This is a genomic window from Natrinema pellirubrum DSM 15624, assembly GCF_000230735.2.
GTDB lineage: Archaea > Halobacteriota > Halobacteria > Halobacteriales > Natrialbaceae > Natrinema > Natrinema pellirubrum.
In genome coordinates this window covers 1,129,152-1,146,744 of sequence record NC_019962.1, presented here as the reverse complement: position 1 = coordinate 1,146,744, position 17,593 = coordinate 1,129,152, and the positions used below count along the sequence as shown (strand labels likewise).

Annotated in this window: 18 protein-coding genes; 8 read left to right on the top strand and 10 right to left on the bottom strand. The window is 65.7% G+C overall.

Features of this window, described 5'->3' with window-relative positions; all coding sequences use genetic code 11:
• The first annotated feature begins 433 nt into the window (after positions 1-433).
• Positions 434-673, top strand: a complete 240-nt coding sequence (locus tag NATPE_RS05700) for a hypothetical protein (protein ID WP_006179716.1) — start codon at positions 434-436, stop codon at positions 671-673.
• On the top strand, positions 670-1,023 hold the full coding sequence (locus NATPE_RS05695; protein WP_006179717.1) for a type II toxin-antitoxin system PemK/MazF family toxin: 354 nt from the start codon (positions 670-672) through the stop codon (positions 1,021-1,023). Before NATPE_RS05700 ends, NATPE_RS05695 begins: the two co-directional genes overlap by 4 nt.
• A gap of 337 nt (positions 1,024-1,360) precedes the next feature.
• Here the strand turns inward: NATPE_RS05695 and NATPE_RS05690 are convergent, their stop codons facing one another.
• Positions 1,361-1,687, bottom strand: a complete 327-nt coding sequence (locus tag NATPE_RS05690; protein WP_006179718.1) for a chorismate mutase — start codon at positions 1,685-1,687, stop codon at positions 1,361-1,363.
• On the bottom strand, positions 1,684-2,556 hold the full coding sequence (locus NATPE_RS05685; protein WP_006179719.1) for a shikimate kinase: 873 nt from the start codon (positions 2,554-2,556) through the stop codon (positions 1,684-1,686). The genes NATPE_RS05690 and NATPE_RS05685 overlap by 4 nt, the downstream gene beginning before the upstream one ends.
• Positions 2,557-2,731: 175 nt before the next feature.
• On the opposite strand from NATPE_RS05685, the gene NATPE_RS05680 reads away from it, so the two are divergent.
• Both NATPE_RS05680 and NATPE_RS05675 read left to right on the top strand, forming a co-directional pair.
• Positions 2,732-3,163, top strand: coding sequence for a DUF5796 family protein (locus NATPE_RS05680; RefSeq protein ID WP_006179720.1), 432 nt, complete (start codon positions 2,732-2,734; stop codon positions 3,161-3,163).
• Positions 3,163-3,408 carry a DUF7508 domain-containing protein gene (locus NATPE_RS05675; protein WP_006179721.1) on the top strand — a complete coding sequence of 82 codons (246 nt, stop codon included), beginning with the start codon at positions 3,163-3,165 and terminating at the stop codon, positions 3,406-3,408. The genes NATPE_RS05680 and NATPE_RS05675 overlap by 1 nt, the downstream gene beginning before the upstream one ends.
• 1 nt (position 3,409) lies before the next feature.
• On the opposite strand, the gene NATPE_RS23205 is transcribed toward NATPE_RS05675, so the two are convergent.
• On the bottom strand, positions 3,410-3,544 hold the full coding sequence (locus tag NATPE_RS23205; RefSeq protein ID WP_006179722.1) for a DUF7128 family protein: 135 nt from the start codon (positions 3,542-3,544) through the stop codon (positions 3,410-3,412).
• 76 nt (positions 3,545-3,620) lie between these two features.
• Positions 3,621-4,520, bottom strand: coding sequence for a ribonucleotide-diphosphate reductase subunit beta (locus NATPE_RS05665; RefSeq protein ID WP_015298815.1), 900 nt, complete (start codon positions 4,518-4,520; stop codon positions 3,621-3,623).
• An 86-nt stretch (positions 4,521-4,606) separates the two neighbouring features.
• Between NATPE_RS05665 and NATPE_RS05660 the strand changes: the two genes are divergently transcribed.
• Positions 4,607-5,242 (top strand): helix-turn-helix domain-containing protein, encoded by a 636-nt coding sequence (locus NATPE_RS05660; protein ID WP_006179724.1) that lies wholly within the window; start codon positions 4,607-4,609, stop codon positions 5,240-5,242.
• A 52-nt stretch (positions 5,243-5,294) separates the two neighbouring features.
• Positions 5,295-7,529 (top strand): AAA family ATPase, encoded by a 2,235-nt coding sequence (locus tag NATPE_RS05655; protein ID WP_006179725.1) that lies wholly within the window; start codon positions 5,295-5,297, stop codon positions 7,527-7,529.
• Between the two features lie 69 nt (positions 7,530-7,598).
• Here NATPE_RS05655 and NATPE_RS05650 read toward each other — a convergent pair whose 3' ends face one another.
• The 3 genes from NATPE_RS05650 to NATPE_RS05640 are packed head-to-tail and all read right to left on the bottom strand — an operon-like array spanning position 7,599 to position 10,523.
• Positions 7,599-8,744, bottom strand: coding sequence for a hypothetical protein (locus tag NATPE_RS05650; protein WP_006179726.1), 1,146 nt, complete (start codon positions 8,742-8,744; stop codon positions 7,599-7,601).
• Positions 8,741-9,979, bottom strand: a complete 1,239-nt coding sequence (locus tag NATPE_RS05645) for a hypothetical protein (protein WP_241432719.1) — start codon at positions 9,977-9,979, stop codon at positions 8,741-8,743. The genes NATPE_RS05650 and NATPE_RS05645 overlap by 4 nt, the downstream gene beginning before the upstream one ends.
• Before the next feature lie 28 nt (positions 9,980-10,007).
• Positions 10,008-10,523 (bottom strand): DUF7382 domain-containing protein, encoded by a 516-nt coding sequence (locus tag NATPE_RS05640; protein ID WP_006179728.1) that lies wholly within the window; start codon positions 10,521-10,523, stop codon positions 10,008-10,010.
• Positions 10,524-10,597: 74 nt separating this feature from the next.
• Between NATPE_RS05640 and NATPE_RS05635 the strand changes: the two genes are divergently transcribed.
• Positions 10,598-11,674 (top strand): ATP-binding protein, encoded by a 1,077-nt coding sequence (locus tag NATPE_RS05635; protein ID WP_006179729.1) that lies wholly within the window; start codon positions 10,598-10,600, stop codon positions 11,672-11,674.
• A 141-nt stretch (positions 11,675-11,815) separates the two neighbouring features.
• Here the strand turns inward: NATPE_RS05635 and NATPE_RS05630 are convergent, their stop codons facing one another.
• Entirely contained in the window at positions 11,816-14,047 is a 2,232-nt protein-coding gene (locus NATPE_RS05630; RefSeq protein WP_006179730.1) for a CDC48 family AAA ATPase, read from the bottom strand.
• A gap of 208 nt (positions 14,048-14,255) precedes the next feature.
• On the opposite strand from NATPE_RS05630, the gene larC reads away from it, so the two are divergent.
• Positions 14,256-15,605, top strand: a complete 1,350-nt coding sequence (gene larC, locus NATPE_RS05625; RefSeq protein WP_006179731.1) for a nickel pincer cofactor biosynthesis protein LarC — start codon at positions 14,256-14,258, stop codon at positions 15,603-15,605.
• Positions 15,606-15,816: 211 nt separating this feature from the next.
• Here the strand turns inward: larC and NATPE_RS05620 are convergent, their stop codons facing one another.
• The gene (locus NATPE_RS05620) at positions 15,817-16,623 is read right to left on the bottom strand and encodes a hypothetical protein (RefSeq protein ID WP_015298813.1); all 807 of its coding nucleotides are present in this window, start codon (positions 16,621-16,623) and stop codon (positions 15,817-15,819) included.
• Positions 16,624-17,127: 504 nt separating this feature from the next.
• Complete coding sequence (locus NATPE_RS05615; RefSeq protein ID WP_241432720.1) at positions 17,128-17,592, bottom strand: hypothetical protein; 465 nt, start codon at positions 17,590-17,592, stop codon at positions 17,128-17,130.
• Between the last annotated feature and the right edge of the window lies 1 nt (position 17,593).

The window sequence follows — 17,593 nt, the reverse complement described above, 5'->3', positions numbered from 1 at the left end:
CGGGACTTGACCCCGAGGCGGTTCACGAGGGCGTTGCTCGGTCTCAAACGCCGGAGACGAAGCGAGAGCGAATTCTCGAGATACTGGAAACGAAGTACGTCGTGAGTGCTGACCACACCGCGATGCGAAAAGCCGGAAAATCTCCGGTGAGGTAATCAATGACGGCGAACGGATTGAGCGAGAAGACTGCATTATCGCTGCGACTGCGCTTCTCAACGACGAACCAGTTATCACGAAAAACACGAAGCACTTCGGGCGTATCGACGGCCTCGAAGTACGGTCTCACTGAGGCTTTTAATCGCGTGATCTATTACCTATTCTCCCGCTGCTCGACCTTGTTCAGGGAGATGAAATCCATGGTATGATCCATCGAAAACATCGCGGTGGGTAATAGTGGGCAAGGCTTATTCAGTAGTAGACTCTAGTTGGGAACATGACGAAAGTAGATGCGCGAGACCTCCAGACCAACGAGACTGACGGCCGAGGTCGAATCTATCTGGGAACGGAGTACGCGAACAAGCGCGTGACCGTCGCTGTCGTCGAAGTAGAATCTGACCACCCGGACGAGGGCGAACTTGCTGCCGCGTACCGCGAGGCTTCTGAGAGTGCGGAAGAACTTGCGGACGAGTGGGACGACGCATCGGACGAGGCGTGGCGCGGACTGGATGAATGAGCGAGGAGACAGAGATTCGTCGCGGTGACGTCGTTATCGTTCGACTCGATCCTGCGGAAGGGCACGAGATGAAAAAGACTCGTCCAGCGGTAGTCGTCCAGAACGATGTTGGGAACAAAAATGCTAGTACGACTATCGTTGCACCTGCGACGGGAACGTATCGAGGCTACCCGTTCGAGGTTCTCGTCGAGGCAGCGGAGTCGCCGTTCGAGAGAGATTCCTCGATCCGTCTCGACCAAATTCGTGTCGTCTCCATCGAAAAACGGATTCATTCAGTGCTTGGAGGCCTCGACGCAGAGACGATGGAGGCCGTTGACGAAGCAGTAAAACTGAGTCTCGGACTGGACTGATGTGTGTGTGTGCTGTTATCAGTATCGGGAACGAACTTTTTCCACCTCGGGTTCGCCGCAGGCGAACCGCTCTCTGCTCACGGGCACGGAGTGCCCGTTCGCACGGCTCGCGGGACCTCTGGTCCCGCGCTGGGCGCAAAAACGTCGATGAAAACGGCCGACGGCTCGGCTTTCGGCCTCGCTGCAGGAGAACCGCCCGCTTCGCTCGCGGGTGCTCGCACCGTTCCATTCTCACGTGTAGTGTCTGTACTTAAACCGTCCTCACGAACGATGAACAGCAACCAGAGAGTCTACTTGCCAATCGAGCCTACACATGCACTCAGGGATCCGCTTAGTGCTATCTACTATCCCGCTGCTCGACCTTGTTCAACTCGATCAACAACCGAAAGATCGCCTTGACGAGGTTCGCGTCGACGTCGAACTGTTCGGCGTTGTCCCCCGCTCGGTCCATGACCTGCTGTTCCTGTGACTCGTCGGTCGTCGGCAGGCCCTGTTCGTCTTTGACCGCTGCGATCGTGTCCGCGACGTAGGTCCGCTGGGCGATCAGCTCGACGATCTCCTGATCGATCGAGCGGATCTCCTCGCGGAGTTCGTCGAGGCTCATTTCGTCGGGCGTGCGGTTCTCATCGTCGTCGGTCGGGTCGTCGGTTGGCTCTCGAGTCATAGTCGTTGCGTACCATCAGTCCGCGTCTGCAGTAGCCGCGTCCGTCCGTCCCGGTCGGTCCAGCGCTCCTGTACCGCCTCGAGCGCGTCCCGTTCCCCGACGGCGACGTAGCTCGGGCCGGTGCCGGACAAGGAGACGCCGGCGGCGTCGGGGAGGGCCTCGAGTATCGGCCCGGTCGGGAACTCGAGGGCCGCGGCGAACGCGAAGCCGTTGACAGTCATGGCCTCGCCGTAGCGCTCCTCGAGTGCGAGTTCCTCGACGAGTCGGGCCATCGGCGCGATGCGCTCGCAGGCCGAGACGTCGGCGTCGGCGCTGTAGGACTGTTCGGGCGGGGTATACACGAGCGCGTGCCAGTCGATCTCCTCGCGGGCGAGCAGGGCGTCGGCCGTGTTATCGGTGACGGTCACGCCGCCGAGCATGCTGGCGCTGGCGTCGTCGAAGGCACCGGTGACGGTGACGCCGGCGTCGCGGGCGGCCCGGACGCCGAGCCGGCAGGCTTCGATCCGTTCGACCGCGTCGGCGACCTCGAGCGCGTCGAGCGTCGCGAGGACCGTCGCGTTCGCGGCGGCGCTGGAACTCTTCAGGCCGGAGGCCATCGGCACGTCGCTTTCGGTTGTCACGCGGGCGCCGACGGTGGACTCGTCTAAGCCCGCGGCGGCCGCGTACTCGGCGACCGTCAGTTCGACACAGCGCTCGACGAGCGTCGTATCGGCCTCGGGCCGGCCGGCGACCTCGCCGACGACGTCGCCGTCGTGGGTGAGTTCGACGCTGGCCGTCGTCTCGAGGTCGATCGCGAACGCCGACCCGGTGCCGGTCGCGAGTGCGTTGAGTACCGTCCCGGCTGCGGGTGCGACAGCACGGCCGTCCATACTCGAACACTCTCAAAGCGTGTACTTACGGCTGACGGTCTCGTGGTTACGCGACCCAAGCGGCTGCGGGGTGTTTCTCGAGCGGGTACCGACACCTCGAGGGCGAACGTCTTGGCCGGACCGACGCGGGCGACGGAACGCACTCCTTTTCCCCGATCCGACCGAACGAGCCCCTATGAGCGCGCGCAACAACGTCGCCCCCAGCACGATCGGCGTCGATCTCGTCGACGGCGGCGTCGTCGTCGAGTACCACGACGGTCGGGAGGTCTTCTACCACGGCCCGCCGGAACCGGTCGAAGACGCCGTGACGACCCCGCCCGGCAAGGAGGTCCACGTCCTCGTGACCGATCCCGACGGCGTCGAGGGCGTCATGACCTACGTCAACGACCGCAACACCCACGACGACATCCTCGAGTCGACCGGCGTCGGCCGCGTGATGCTCGATCGCAACGACGAAGAAGAGCTGTTCCCCGGCGTCACCGTCGCCACGGAGGCCTACTCGATCCGCGTCGAGGCGGACCCCTCGGTCGTCGACGGGCGGGTGTTCGTCTTCGCCGAGGACGAGATGAGCGAACACGCCTACGAACTCGTCGAGGAGGCCGACTGATGCCGCTGCAGAAGTCCTGGCGCGACCTCGATCGCGACGCGGTCGCCGCCGCTCCCGATCGGCCCGGCGTCTACGAACTCGGCGACGGGTCGGGGACGGTACTGGCAGTCGACCACGGCGTCCTCCGGGACGAACTCAAGAGCGCGCTGGCCTACGGGGACGGCGACCGCGTCCGCTGGACCGAAGCCCACACGCTCGAGCAAGCCGCGGAACTCGCCGCCGAGCATCGCGACCGCCTCGAGTGACCTACTGGATGTAGGACGGATCGCTGTCGTCGCAGTGTTTCTCGTGGTCGGCCGCGGCCGACTGTTCGTCGAAGAGCATCCCGCAGGTCTCGCACTCGTACCAGGTGGCGTCGTCGCGTTCGGTCTGGACGACCATGGTAGTCGTTGGAACGCGAACGACAAAAGGCGTTGCTCCGGTTCCATCGCCCGGGAACTGACCCGCGACGCTATGGTCAGTTCTCGAGTTCGGTCAGTTCCTCGACGTCGGGAATCTTCTCGCTGGCCGAGGTGATCTGTTGCATGCGCTGTTCGTGTTTCGTGTAGGCGTAATCGGCCAGTTCAGACGGGCTCGGGCCGGGGCCGCTCTCGGAGCTTGCACCGCCGTCACCGGCCAGACTCTCCTGGACGAGCGGCACCAGTTCGTCGACCGTCTCCCGGAGGAGGTCCGGCTCGACCTCGCCGTCGCCCACGAGCGACTTGAGTTTGGCCATCCCGAAGCCGACGTGGCGACCCTCGTCGCTGCGGACCAGTTTGAGCCCCTCGACCAGCCCCGGTAGGTCGGGGAGTTCGGGCTCGTTTTCGCCGTAGGCAAGCGTGAGGCCGTAGTAGCCGGTCTGGGCGAGGATTCCTTCGATCGTCAGATGATAGTGACAGTGTGCACGCGCACGGTTTTCGGGGGTGTCGTCCTCGAGCAGCCGTGCCATCGCCTGCTCGTTGCGCTCGAACAGTTCGTCGTACGGCTCGTTGTACCACTTCTCGTCGGTCGGCGACGATAGCTCCTGCCCGCGGCGCTTCTCCTCGGCGTGGATGACTTCCCGCCAGTAGCGGTCGAAGAAGTCCGTATGTTTCGACTCCTCGTAGAGCTGGGTCGTGAGGAACATCTGGTCGTTGATGTCCTCGAGGACGACGGCCAGCGGCGCGAGGTCTTCGGTCACCGATTCTTCGCCAGCGCCGAACAACGCGAGCGACTGCTTGAGCCCCTCGAAGGCCGGCTCGGAGAGTTCGGCCGCTCCCTCGCGGTCTGCCTCGAGATCGACCTCGTGGGGGTCCCAGTGTTTCTCGACCGCGTTTCGGTAGTAGTTGTGCGAGCGAATTCCCGTATCGAGTTGCATTGCCGGCTCATCAGCGCTCATGCGTGCCCGAACATATGCGTCGGTTCCCGATGAGGCTGTATCTCATGTATTAGGGTGTTTAAGTTCTATCGGGCCGAACGCGACGTATGGGTCTCATCGCGGAGTTTCAACATAACTCGCCGGATATGCCGCTGACGGACGCCGTCGCGGCCGTTCCGGACGTAACGCTCTATATCGACCGAATCCTCGTCGTCGACCCCGATCGGCCGGTCGTCCTCTGTCGAGTCATCGGCGACGAGGAGCGGTTTTCGGCGGCGCTTGCGGACGACCCGACGGTCGAAATGGCCGAGACGATCGACGCGGGCGGGGACGAGGACGCGATGTACCGGATCAGACTCCGGAACCCGCCGCTGCCGATCTACCGAAAGTACGTCGAACTCGGGACGACGCCGCTGGGCGGGATCGTGACCGTCGACGGCTGGTGGGCACGCGCCCGATTCCCCGATCGGGAGGCACTCGCCGAATACCGGGCGTTCTGTACCGAGCGGGGCAGTGACTTCAAACTCGAGCGACTCACCCGTGAGTCGGCGAGCGACGAGCCGCCGTTCGGGCTCACTCGCGAGCAATACGAGGCCCTCGTCGAAGCCCGCGATGCGGGATACTTCGCCGTCCCGCGGGCGGCCTCCACCGAGGAGGTCGGCGATCGACTGGGTATCTCGGCACCGTCTGCCTCCGAGCGGCTCCGTCGCGGGATCGATCGATTGCTCGAGAACGCGCTGTGAGGGCGCTTCCGAGGGGACAATTCTCAAGGCCACCGGCGCGAAAGGAACGGGTATGAGTTCGTCGGAAGCGGACGGCGTGACGCTGTCGGTTCGCGCCGCGGAGAAAGGCGACGCCGGCCGGGGTGTCGCTCGCATCCCCGAGCAGGCGCGGCGACAGCTCGGTGTTCTCAGCGGCGATACCGTCGTGATCGAGGGCACGGCAACGACGGTCGCCAAGATGTGGCCGGCCGACACCTCCGTCCCGGAGACCGCGATCCAGATCGACGGCGATACGCGCGCGAACGCTGGCGTCCACGTCGGCGATACGGTCGCCGTCCGGGCCAAGGACAAGTCGACGATCACCGACGCCGACCGCGTGACCCTCATCGCGCCGCCGGGACTTTCCGACCGCCAGCAGCGGGCCGCCGAAACCGACGCGACGAAGCGACTCCGGAACCGGCCGGTCCGTGCCGGGGAACAGATCCGGATCGAAGGGATCGACCAGCAACCGTTCAGAGTGACCGACACCGATCCGAACGGCGACGTGCGGATCACCGACGAGACGACGGTCCGGATCGTCGACGCCGGTGCGGGATCGGGTGCTGTCGGCTCGAGCGACGCCGGCTCCGATACCGCTGCCAGCGGCGGTTCGGATACCCGCAGCGAGGGGGCCGCGTCCATCCCGTCCGACGGCGCGACCGACCGCGACGAACCCGGGCCGAGTTCGGGCGTCACCTATGAGGACATCGGCGGCTTGGACGAGGAACTCGAGTTGGTTCGGGAGATGATCGAACTCCCGCTGTCGGAACCGGAGCTGTTCCGTCGTCTCGGCGTCGAGCCGCCATCGGGCGTTTTGCTGTACGGCCCGCCGGGCACCGGAAAGACCCTGATCGCACGGGCAGTTGCCAACGAGGTCGATGCCAACTTCGAGACGATCTCGGGGCCGGAGATCATGTCGAAGTACAAAGGCGAGAGCGAGGAACGGCTCCGAGAGGTGTTCGAAACCGCCGAGGCGAACGCACCGACGATAATTTTCTTCGACGAAATCGATTCTATCGCGGGCGCTCGAGACGGCGAGGGTGACGCCGAAAACCGTATCGTCGGCCAACTGCTGACGCTGATGGACGGTCTCGACGCCCGCGGCGAGGTCATCGTCATCGGCGCGACCAACCGCGTCGATACGATCGATCCCGCCCTCCGGCGCGGCGGTCGCTTCGACCGCGAGATTCAGATCGGCGTCCCCGACGAGGAGGGCCGTCGGGAGATCCTCGAGGTCCATACCCGCGGGATGCCACTCGCGGACGACGTCGATGTCGACGCGATCGCGCGACGGACCCACGGCTTCGTCGGGGCAGACCTGGACGCCGTCGCGAGCGAGGCCGCGATGGCGGCCATCCGCGACCGGCCGACCGAAACCGACGAGCGCCGCGACTGGAACCGGAACCCGACGGTGCGAAAGGCCCACTTCGACGCCGCGCTCGCGTCGGTCGAGCCCTCCGCGATGCGCGAGTACGTCGCCGAGTCGCCGACTACCGACTTCGACGACGTCGGCGGCCTCGAGGCGGCGAAACAGACACTCCGGGAGTCGGTCGAGTGGCCGCTGACCTACGACCGACTCTTCGAGGAGACCAATACGAACCCGCCGTCGGGCGTCTTGCTGTACGGGCCGCCCGGCACCGGCAAGACGTTGCTCGCCCGGGCGCTCGCGGGCGAGACCGACGTCAACTTCGTCCGCGTCGACGGGCCCGAGATCGTCGACCGCTACGTCGGCGAGAGCGAGAAGGCGATCCGCGAGGTCTTCGAGCGCGCTCGCCAGTCGGCACCCTCGATCGTCTTCTTCGACGAGATCGACGCGATCACCGCCGCCCGCGGCGAGGGCCACGAGGTCACCGAACGCGTCGTCTCACAGCTGCTGACCGAACTCGATGGAATGCGGGAGAACCCCAACCTCGTGGTGCTGGCCGCAACGAACCGCAAAGACCAGATCGACCCGGCACTGCTTCGACCCGGCCGGCTCGATACCCACGTCTTCGTCGGCGAACCGGACCTCGAGGCTCGGAAAAAGATCCTCGCGGTCCACGCCGAGGGCAAGCCGCTCGCCGACGACGTCGATATCGACGACCTAGCGGTCGAACTCGAGGGGTACACCGGTGCCGACCTCGAGGCGCTGGTCAGGGACGCCTCGATGCGAGCGATCCGGGAGGTCGCGAGCGAGTACGGGCCGGAAACAGCAAACGAGAAGGCTTCGGAGGTCCGAATCGACCGGCGGCACCTCGAGGCCGCGCGGGACGCGACCGACCGGCCCTAGCGTCGCGTCACGGGCCGTCGATCCGGGGCCGGCTCGTCGGCGTCGGCGTCGGCGATTCGGTCAGTGTCGTCACGATCGTCCATCCGGGGCCACCGAACGCAGTTCGTCGACGGTACCGAGGACGGAGAGGTCGTCGCCGGCCCGGAGGGTCAGGTTGTCCGCCGGGAACGGGCGGACCTCGCCGTCGCGGACCACGGCGAGGACGGTCCCCGGAACCCACCCGACGAAGACGTTCTCGAGCGACCCGCCGTCGTCGACGGTGACCGACCGAACCGTCCCGTCGGCCGCTCGGAGTGCGGCGAGTAGCCGGAACCCGTCGTCAGGGGGATCAGACCGAGCCGCGAGTCGATACCGCGCGTCGGGCTCGGTACCGAGTCGGTCGACGGCATCGGCGTCGACGGCGACGGTCGCGGCGTCGCCATCCGTCGCCCACAGCCGTCCGGTCGCGACGAGGCGACTCGATCCCTCGGCGGACGCCCAGACTTCGACGGGATCGCCCGCGCCGACTGCGGGTGCTGGCTCGCCGCGGATCGACACCGCGACGGTTCCCGGCGGGATGGTAGCTGCGATCCCCGACCGGGTTCCCCCGACCGCGAGCCGGTCGATCGCCCCGTCGGCCCCGACCGTGATCGAGACGTGGCCGAGATCGTAATCGCGCTCGAGCCGGCTCGAGAGTCGGGTTCGAAGCGCCGAGTGGGTATCGACCTGCGGTAACAGGACCGTGCTGCCGGCGAGATCGCGTTTGATCGACGGCTCGACGGACGGGTAGCCCGCCGCGTCGTCGATCCGGTCGGGCAGCCGGACGACCGACGGGAGCCGCGCCGACCGAACGAGGGCGGCGATCTCGCCGGTCGCGCCAAGTCGCTCGATGTCGAAGACATCGCGGGCGATCCGATCGCCCACCCGCCGGCCGCCCTCGGCGCTGAGGGCGCTCGCGGCGATCACCCCGAGGAAGTACGCGGCGGTGGCGTAGTGAACGAGCGGCGTCCCATCGAGTATCGTCGACCGACCGAGCCCGACTGCGTTCAGCCGGCCGACGACGACGCCGAGCCCCGCGAACAGCCCCACACCAACGGGGAGCGCTCGAGCGCTCACGACACGGTAGCCGAACGCGACGACCGTCGCGACGAGTCCCGACAGGAGCGCGAACCCGACGACGGTGCGTATCGCCGTTTCGGTCCACTCGGTGACGACCGCCTGAGCGAGGATGCTCATGGCGACACCTCCGTCGCCGCCTCGACGGGCGGCGGTGGACGCAAGTCCTGATCGTCGTCGATGTAACGCTGGAGGGTGACTTTCTCCCCCGAAACGAACACCGATTCCCGGTCGTCAAGTGTCTCCGGATCCGGATCGAGCTGCCACCGGTTCCGGCCGACAACGGGCTTTGCTTCCGTCGTCTCGGTCGCATCGACATCGACCGGTGAACTCGCCGCAACGGGATGGATCGAATCGTCAGTCTCGCCCTTGCTCGCCTCGAGCGCCGATGCGATCGTCCCCCCGGAGACGTGCCGGACCGCGTAGTCCGCTCGCTCGAGGCGGGCCAGCGCCTCCCGCTCGGGGTCGTGACCGGTCGCGGGAACGGCGATGCGAGCGTGATCTGCGGCCAGGAGCGGCGTGGCGTCGGGTGCGGGAACGGCGACAGTAACGGTCTCGTCCTCAGCAGTCGAATCGTCGGTTCCCGTCTCTCGCCCCGGGCGGGCACATCCGTCGACGGACAGGACGGTTCCCGTCGTCGACGCGTCTCGAGTGGCGACCTCGACGGTCGTCCCGGGCACTAATCCGGGCGGGAAGGGGGCGGAAACCGAAACCGCACGCCAGCCGTCCGGAACCGCAGCCGCGACGCCGTCGGTCGGCGGTGCAGCGGCGACGGTCGCCCGGCCGCGGCCGTCGATCGATACCGACACGGCGGTCAGGTCGTACTCGGTTCGGAGCCGCGTCGCTAGCCGGGTCTCGAGGGCCGACAGCGGAAGATCAGCGGGCAGTCGCCACGCGTCGGACTCGATCGCCGTCCGCAAATCCGGCGATAGCGGCGGGTAGCCGTCGATATTTCGAACGCTGCCGGTCGTCCGGATTCGTACCTGTCCCATGGCATCGACCGCGTCGATGGCAGCGGCCGACAGCGACCGCCTCCGGACGGTCGGTCGATCGGCCCCGATCGGGAGTTCCGCGGCGACGCGCTCGCCCTGACTTACCGCGAAAACAGCAAGCAGGGCAACGACGATCGCCGCGGCCACGAATCGAGGGACCTGCGCCCAGCCGACCCCACCGTCGAAGAGGCCGACGAGATAGCCGTTGCATCCGGCGAGCCCGAGGCCGATACCGACGCCGGCCGGGAGCGGGAGTCCCCGACTCCGGCAGTCGGTCACGGCAGCGAGGGCACCGACGGCGATCGCGGGACCGACGCCGACGACGAAGCCGAACGCGATGCCGACGACGAGTTCCGTCGTCATTCCGATCATCGGTGGGCGAGGTCGGCAGTCATCGGGAGACGACCCGAATGTTCGGGTTCGGCTGCTCGTCGATGTAGTTGCTGTCCGACGGCGGGATCACCTCGAGCTGGATCGCTCCCATGTCCTGGTCGGCCCGCAGGCTCTGGTCACCGCTGAAATCGAGCTGTGCGTGATTGTTGTCGCCGGTCGATTTATCGAGGACGCCGTCGAGTTGCGCCGAGTCGGCGGTCGCGACGATGGTTGCATCCGAGACGTTGTTCCCGTTCTCGTCGATCGCGTAGACGTCTACCTTCGCGTCGCTTCCGGTCGCGTCCGCCTCGATCACCTGATCGTCGTCGGCGATCTTCACGGTCACTTCCGTATCGCCGACGCTACCGATCCCGCCGAGCATGTTCAGCATGATCGCGAGCGCCGCGACCCCGACGACCAGCGCGATGACTAGCCGGATCGGCAGTCCCTCGATCGCGCGGTCGTCGCGGGCGAACGACGACAGTGATCGATGCGGTCCGTCCCTCGAATCGGACTCAGTCCGGTTCGAACTCATGGGCGCTCTGGCCGCGGCTTCCACCTTAAACGGTGGGACGCGGGTTCAAATACGAAGCCGCGGGAGTCGGGGCCGTGAGCTTCGTACTCGGTCGCAATGCCGACCGCGAGGACGGCCCCAGCTGTCGGCTCGGTGTCTATCGGGCGCTCGACGGCAGCGACGGCGCAGCGCTCGCGCTCGATCTGGACTCTCCCCACGCGATCGCGCTCGTCGGCAAACGTGGCTACGGTAAGTCCCACACGATGGGTGTGATCGCGGAGGGGCTCGCACGGGCGCATGGACTCGCACCAGTCGTCGTCGATCCGATGGGAGCGTTCGCAACGCTCGCGTCGTCGGCGGACGGCGAACCGGTTCCGGCGACGGTCGTCGCGGAGCCGACGGTCGCGCCGGCGTCGCTCGACCCCAGGTCGTGGTGTACGCTGCTCGGCCTCTCGCCGGAAAGCGCCGCCGGAAGCCTCCTCTGGCGGGCCGCACAGGCAGAATCCACGATCGACGGCATGCGAACGCACATCGAGTCGACGGACGCGGCACGCGCCGCGCGACGCGCCGCGACGAACCACCTGCGGCTGGCCGACTCGTGGGACGTCTTCGACGCCGACGGGCTCGGCGCTCGAGCGCTCGCCGGTCCCGAAATAACGGTCGTCGACGTCTCCGGCCTCTCGGCCGCCCCGATGAACGCCGTCTGTCGCGGGATCGCCGAAGCGCTGTATCGCGCCCGCGTCGACGCCGCGATCGACCAGCTCCCCTGGCTCTTGCTCGACGAGGCCCACACCTTCTTCGACGGCGTGGCCGCACCCGCCCTCGAGACGATCCTGACCCGCGGCCGCGCGCCCGGCGTCAGCCTCGTGGCCGCGACACAGCGTCCGAGTGCGCTCCCCGATGTCGGGATCTCACAGTCCGACATCCTCGTCTCGCACCGGCTCACCGCGGGGGACGACTTGGCGGCGCTCGAGGCCGCCCAGCCGACCTACGTGGGCGGCTCGCTGGCCGACGCCGATCGACTGCCGGAGGCCCCCGGCGAGGTCCTCGTCATCGACGATGCTACGGAGACGGTCCACGCGGGACGGGTGCGGGAGCGAGACACGCCACACGGCGGCGAGAGCCCGGCTGCGAGCGACGTGGTCGTTCGTCCCGACTGTAGTAGCCACTGAAAGTCATTGCGCACCCGATCGCACGACGGCTGTGCGATCGGTGTGTAAATCGTTTCAGTTGTTACGATGGCGACCAAACGGCTGTCTCGCGGTTCCGTAGGGTATCCGACCGGCGAAACAGCGACGAAAAGGGGATTCGCGTTACTGGAAGCCGATCCGGCTGCCGCGACGCCCCGTCGGGTCGGGACCGCCGCCGCCACCGCCGCGGAACTCCTCTTCGATCCGCTCGTAGTAGTCGAGGATGTCGTCGGTGATCGTCGGCCGGACGTTCTCCATGGCCTGGCGGAAGTGTCGCATCTCGACGACGTCGGCCTCCTCGTCCTCGCGCAGCGCCTCGATGGCCGCCTCGCGGGCGATCGACTCGAGGTCGCTGCCGACGTAGCCGTCCGTGATCTCGGCGATCTCTCGCAGGGTGACGTCGGCCGCCAGCGGCGTGTCCTGGGTGTGGATCTCGAGGATGCGTTCGCGGCCGTCGACGTCGGGCTGGCCGATCATGACCAGTCGGTCGAAGCGGCCCGAGCGCAGCAGTGCGGGGTCGATCATGTCCGGGCGGTTGGTCGCGCCGATGACCATCACGTCGCCCATGTCCTCGAGGCCGTCGAGTTCGGTCAGCAGCTGGTTGACGACCCGCTCGGAGACGTTCGAGCCGGTCTCACCGCCCCGTCCGGGCGCGAGCGCGTCGAGTTCGTCGAAGAAGATGACCGTCGGCGAGACCTGGCGGGCCTTGCGGAAGGTCTGGCGGATGGCTTTCTCCGATTCGCCGACCCACTTCGAGAGCAGTTGCGGGCCACGCACCGAGATGAAGTTGGCATTGGTCTCGTTGGCGACGGCTTTCGCCATCAGCGTCTTCCCGGTGCCCGGCGGGCCGTACAGCAAGACGCCGGCAGGCGGGTCGACGCCGAGCCGATCGAACCGCTCGGGGTTCGAGAGCGGCCACTCGACCGATTCCTGGACCTGATCCTTGGCGTCGTGGAGGCCGCCGACGTCGTCCCAGGAGATCTTCGGCAGCTCCACGAGGACTTCCCGCATCGCCGAGGGTTCGACCTCGTTCAAGGCACCGCGGAAGTCCTCCCGTTTGACGATCATCCGGTCGATCAGGCTCGGCGGGATGTCCTCCTCGTCGAGATCGATCTCGGGGAGGTACCGGCGCAGCGCCTTCATCGCGGCCTCCTTGGTCAGACTCTCGATGTCGGCCCCGACGAAACCGTGGGTCTCGTCGGCCAGGTGACCGAGGCTGACGTCGTCCGAGAGGGGCATCCCGCGGGTGTGGATCTGCAGGATCTCCTCGCGGCCCGTCTCGTCGGGGACGCCGATTTCGATCTCGCGGTCGAACCGGCCCGGCCGTCGGAGGGCGGGATCGACGCTGTCGACGCGGTTAGTCGCCGCGATGACGATGACCTGGCCTCGTGACTCGAGGCCGTCCATCATCGTCAGCAGCTGGGCGACGACGCGGCGTTCGACTTCGCCGGTGACGTCCTCGCGTTTGGGCGCGATGGAGTCGAGTTCGTCGATGAAGATGATCGAGGGCGACTCCTCGGTCGCGTCCTCGAAGATCTCCCTGAGTTGCTGTTCGGACTCGCCGTAGTACTTCGAGATGATCTCCGGCCCGGCGATAGAGAAGAAACTGGCGGAGGTCTCGTTGGCGACGGCCTTCGCGAGCAGCGTTTTCCCAGTGCCCGGCGGGCCGTGCAGGAGGACACCTTGTGGCGGCTCGATGCCGAGTTTCTTGAATATCTGCGGGTGTTTCATCGGGAGTTCGACCATCTCCCTGACCCGCTGGATCTCGTTTTGGAGGCCACCGATGTCCTCGTAGGTGATCCCGCCTCCGGTCTTCTCGAAGCCCGAAATCGGCTCCTCGCGGAGTTCGACGTCGGTGTCCTCGGTGATGAGGACCACCCCCTCGGGCTCGGTTTCGACGGCGATCAGCGGGATCGCCTGTCCGGGCGACCGCATGAACGGATGGTTCGTTGAGGACATCACCGGAACGATGTCGCGACCGACGACCGGCCGCTTGAGGATCTGGCGTTTCACCATGCCGGCGGCGTCGGAGCCGAACTGGACCGACGCCTCCTCCGGCGGCGCGAGAACGAGCTTGTCGGCTTTCGTCGCCTCGGCCTTGCGGATCGTCACCCGCTCGCCGATACCGACGTCGGCGTTCTGGCGCGTGAAACCGTCGATGCGGACGGTGTCGGTGTTCCAGTCCTGCCGGTCGGCACGCCAGACCTTCGCGGCAGTGGTGTCTGCACCCTCGATCTCGATGATGTCGCCCGGACTCAGCTTCAGATGCAACAGCGTGTCCGGGTCGAGTCGGGCGATACCACGACCCGAATCGTTCGGGTACGCCTTCGCAACCTCCAGTTGGACTTCGTTCATGATTTGGGGACGGCGATGTGATTGACTCCGATTCGTGCGCGGATAGGTTTTTTGCTAGGGTGAGTCATTTCCTGTGCTAGTAGCTACCATACTCACGTCGGACGGGCGGTTACAAAGATGTACCGGCCTCGGTTGGTTTTGGCCCTATCGATACCGCCCCTCGAGCGAGGAGAGATGGCTTTTTGCGTTTTCCGCGCCGAGAACGGGCATGCGAATCCTCGCGTTCGACGGCCGAATGGGAGCCAGCGGCGATATGATCCTTGCCGCGCTCATAGACGCCGGTGCCGACGCCGACGTCCTCGAGCCGGTAACCGACGCGCTGCCGGTGGCCTACCGGATCGACGACACCGAAAAGACCGGGATCGGGGCCACGACGGCCGACGTCGTCTTCCCCGACGACGATCACGCACACGACCACGATCACGCCGACGGGGACGGTGCGCACGATCACGATCAGTCCCACGGCCACGATCATTCTCACGAGCAGGCCGACACGGAGGGCGGGCACACACACGAGACGGCAGGCGACGGTACCGACACTCCCGCAGAGGGCCACGGCCCCCATCGCAGCTACCGCGAGGTCTGCGAGATCGTCCAGGGGATGGACCTCGAGCCGGCGATCGAAGCCGACGCGCTCGCGATCTTCGAACTGCTCGGCGAGGCCGAGGCCGCCGTCCACGGCGAGGACCTCGAGTCGATCCACTTCCACGAGGTCGGGGCCGACGACGCGATCGCGGACGTGGTCGGCGCGGCGGCCCTACTGCACGACCTCGAGCCCGATCGCGTCGTCACGACCCCGCTCGCGACCGGCGGCGGGACGGTCTCGATGAGCCACGGCGAGTACCCCGTCCCCACGCCGGCGGTGGTCGAACTCGCCCAGCGGGCCGACTGGTCGCTGCGGGGCGGTCCCGTCGACGCCGAACTCCTGACGCCGACCGGCGCGGCCATCCTGGCACACGTCGCCGACGGCGTCGACTCGCTGCCCGCGCTCGACCTCGAGTCATCGGGCTACGGCGCGGGCGGCTACGATCTCGACCCGCATCCGAACGTGCTTCGCACGCTGGTCGGAACCGGCGAGGGGACGCTGGTGAAAGACGACATCGCCGTCCTCGAGACCAATCTCGACGACGCGACGCCGGAAGTGCTGGGTGGCCTGCAGGAGACCCTTGCGGACGCGGGCGCGCGAGACGTGTCGATCCTGCCCGCGACGATGAAAAAGTCCCGACCCGGGCATCTGGTGAAGGTCATCTGTAAACCGGCGGATCGGGAACGGGTCGCTCGAGCGCTGGCCGAGGAGACCGGGACGCTCGGCGTCCGGGATGCGGGGGCCACGCATCGATGGATCGCCGAGCGGGAGTTCGAGACTGTGTGCCTCGAGGTTGACGGCGACGAGTACGAGGTTACCGTGAAAATCGCGAGCGGTGCCGATGGAGAGGTGTACGACGTGAGTGCGGAGTACGATGATGCGAAAGCGGTGGCTCAAGCGACGACGCTCCCGGTTCGAGCCGTCGTCGAGCGGGCGGAAGCGGCCGCTCGAGTTGATCGGGCGGCCGAGTGAATCCAATCGCGGGTACTCTCGTCTCTCGAGGGCACCCGATCGCTATCGGCCGGAACGATAGCACGGCGTACTGCCGCCTTGGCCCTCCCCCCCCCCCTGCTCGAGATGTCGTTCAGAACGACCTTCCTGACCGCCCTCTAGGGGGTATCGTGGCTGCTCGAGGCAGGGCCGCCGATAAAAATCGATGTGAAGTAGTTGCGAAGCGACTCTCTCAGCCGAGGAGGACCGAGAGAATGTCGCCGGCCGAGGCGGACGCGTCGGCGTTCTGCGCGTTCGAGTTCGACGCGTCAGCGTTCTGTTCGACTATCTGATTGACGGTCTGGTTACCGACGGATCCTTCGACGGAGTTTCCGTCGTCAGGCGTTTCGTCGGGCGTTTCGTCAGGCGTGTCGCCGAGTGATTCGCACTGGTCTGGGCCAATTTCCCCGCTTTCTTGGGGAGAGTCATATGTGACCTCACACAGATCACCAGAGGAGGTCCCTACTTCGATACGCACAATCTTGTTGTCACTGGTGCCGGTACCCGTATAGTCCCAACTGACTTTAACCGGGTCACCATCCACAGATTCTTCAACATTCACATCGACATTGTCGTTCGAGAATCCCGAACCGAGCCATCTTTCAGTACCAACTAGCACGTCTCCAGGGGAGTTGCCCGCTGCTCGATAGAACGTGAGAGTTTCGATGGTGGTAGTGGCACCGTCACTGTTATTTCCGTCGCTGTTGTTCCCGTCACTGGCCTCATCGTCATCATCAGCGGCACCGTCATCGCCGGTCAGGAATTCGTCGATGTCGACCCCGGTCGCGTCCTGATCGGCGTACTGGCTCGCGTTCTGTTCGATCACGTTCGTCTGCGATACGCTCTGTGACTGGCTCACGCTCGAGGCTGAGAGCCGATCGGCGCTGCTGTCGCCGTCGTCGTGCTGGTTACCGCCGGCAGCTGCCGTTCCGGCGAAGCCGACGAAGGCCATGCTCCCGATGAGCGCGAGCGTCATCAGTATCGTGAGTGTCCGTTTCATCGTTGTTGCTGTTTGTCCGGATGAGTACGCACGCACATGCGGGACTTCCGATAGGACACCGCTTGCTGTAACACACTGCGGTGTGTACCGCCTTGGGCTCGGTCACCTCCCGCGTCGTCGTGGTACCCCATCCGGTCAAATCGAACTACAGAGGCCCATATGAAGGCAAACCACTGTTCGCGATGCTATTCGAATCCTACATCGAACGGCACCAGATATTGTCTGAAATTACAGAATTCTATCAGCAGTTGTATATACCTGCTCGATTACTGTCGGGCCAAAATCATATTGTTGAAAGTAACATTACAAAACGGTATAGATTCGGGACTCGCGCTTCGAACGTTGCCCTCGCGATCATGTCTCCGCTATGGAGTTCTATGTCACGACTACAGCCGCCGTTCGGCGGTCGATACGCCGCGCTCCGGACGACGAACCACCGGCTGGTGTGACCGTTCTCGAGTCCAGTAAAAAAGAACCGTCGCTGATTGGAAAGCGCTGCGCCGCTCAGATCTCGAAGTCGAAGTTAGTGGCCGTCGCGGCACCGACCTGCGAGTTCGAGTTCGACGCGTTGGCTTCCTGATTGATGTCCTGGTTGACCGTCTGGTCGCCAGTGGTGCCGATCTCGACGTTCACGCCGTCAGTTTCACCGTCGGTATCGTTGTTAGACTCGTTGTTGTTGTCAAGTGAGTCGAGTCCGAGAGCGGAAAGAAGACTGCTGCTACTGCTATTGTTCTCGTTATCATCGTCGCCGGCGTCGATATCGATATCGATTCCGGTCGCGTCCTGGTCGGCGTTCTGACTGGCGTTCTGGTCGATATCGTTAGCCTGATCGACGTTCTGACTCTGGACTACCGCTGCGGCCGCGACTTGGTTGTCGTCCGTCGAGGTGTCTTCGTCACCGAGACCCGCTGCCTCGCCTGCCGTATCGGCCGTGCCGCTCGCTGCTGCCGTTCCAGCGAAACCGACCATC

Bases quoted from the DNA above. Each gene is read 5' to 3' on its own strand.
- NATPE_RS05700 (WP_006179716.1), top strand. From the start codon at position 434: ATGACGAAAGTAGATGCGCGAGACCTCCAGACCAACGAGACTGACGGC.
- NATPE_RS05695 (WP_006179717.1), top strand. From the start codon at position 670: ATGAGCGAGGAGACAGAGATTCGTCGCGGTGACGTCGTTATCGTTCGA.
- NATPE_RS05690 (WP_006179718.1), bottom strand. From the start codon at position 1,687: ATGACTCGAGAGCCAACCGACGACCCGACCGACGACGATGAGAACCGC.
- NATPE_RS05685 (WP_006179719.1), bottom strand. From the start codon at position 2,556: ATGGACGGCCGTGCTGTCGCACCCGCAGCCGGGACGGTACTCAACGCA.
- NATPE_RS05680 (WP_006179720.1), top strand. From the start codon at position 2,732: ATGAGCGCGCGCAACAACGTCGCCCCCAGCACGATCGGCGTCGATCTC.
- NATPE_RS05675 (WP_006179721.1), top strand. From the start codon at position 3,163: ATGCCGCTGCAGAAGTCCTGGCGCGACCTCGATCGCGACGCGGTCGCC.
- NATPE_RS23205 (WP_006179722.1), bottom strand. From the start codon at position 3,544: ATGGTCGTCCAGACCGAACGCGACGACGCCACCTGGTACGAGTGCGAG.
- NATPE_RS05665 (WP_015298815.1), bottom strand. From the start codon at position 4,520: ATGAGCGCTGATGAGCCGGCAATGCAACTCGATACGGGAATTCGCTCG.
- NATPE_RS05660 (WP_006179724.1), top strand. From the start codon at position 4,607: ATGGGTCTCATCGCGGAGTTTCAACATAACTCGCCGGATATGCCGCTG.
- NATPE_RS05655 (WP_006179725.1), top strand. From the start codon at position 5,295: ATGAGTTCGTCGGAAGCGGACGGCGTGACGCTGTCGGTTCGCGCCGCG.
- NATPE_RS05650 (WP_006179726.1), bottom strand. From the start codon at position 8,744: ATGAGCATCCTCGCTCAGGCGGTCGTCACCGAGTGGACCGAAACGGCG.
- NATPE_RS05645 (WP_241432719.1), bottom strand. From the start codon at position 9,979: ATGACGACGGAACTCGTCGTCGGCATCGCGTTCGGCTTCGTCGTCGGC.
- NATPE_RS05640 (WP_006179728.1), bottom strand. From the start codon at position 10,523: ATGAGTTCGAACCGGACTGAGTCCGATTCGAGGGACGGACCGCATCGA.
- NATPE_RS05630 (WP_006179730.1), bottom strand. From the start codon at position 14,047: ATGAACGAAGTCCAACTGGAGGTTGCGAAGGCGTACCCGAACGATTCG.
- larC (WP_006179731.1), top strand. From the start codon at position 14,256: ATGCGAATCCTCGCGTTCGACGGCCGAATGGGAGCCAGCGGCGATATG.
- NATPE_RS05620 (WP_015298813.1), bottom strand. From the start codon at position 16,623: ATGAAACGGACACTCACGATACTGATGACGCTCGCGCTCATCGGGAGC.
- NATPE_RS05615 (WP_241432720.1), bottom strand. From the start codon at position 17,592: ATGGTCGGTTTCGCTGGAACGGCAGCAGCGAGCGGCACGGCCGATACG.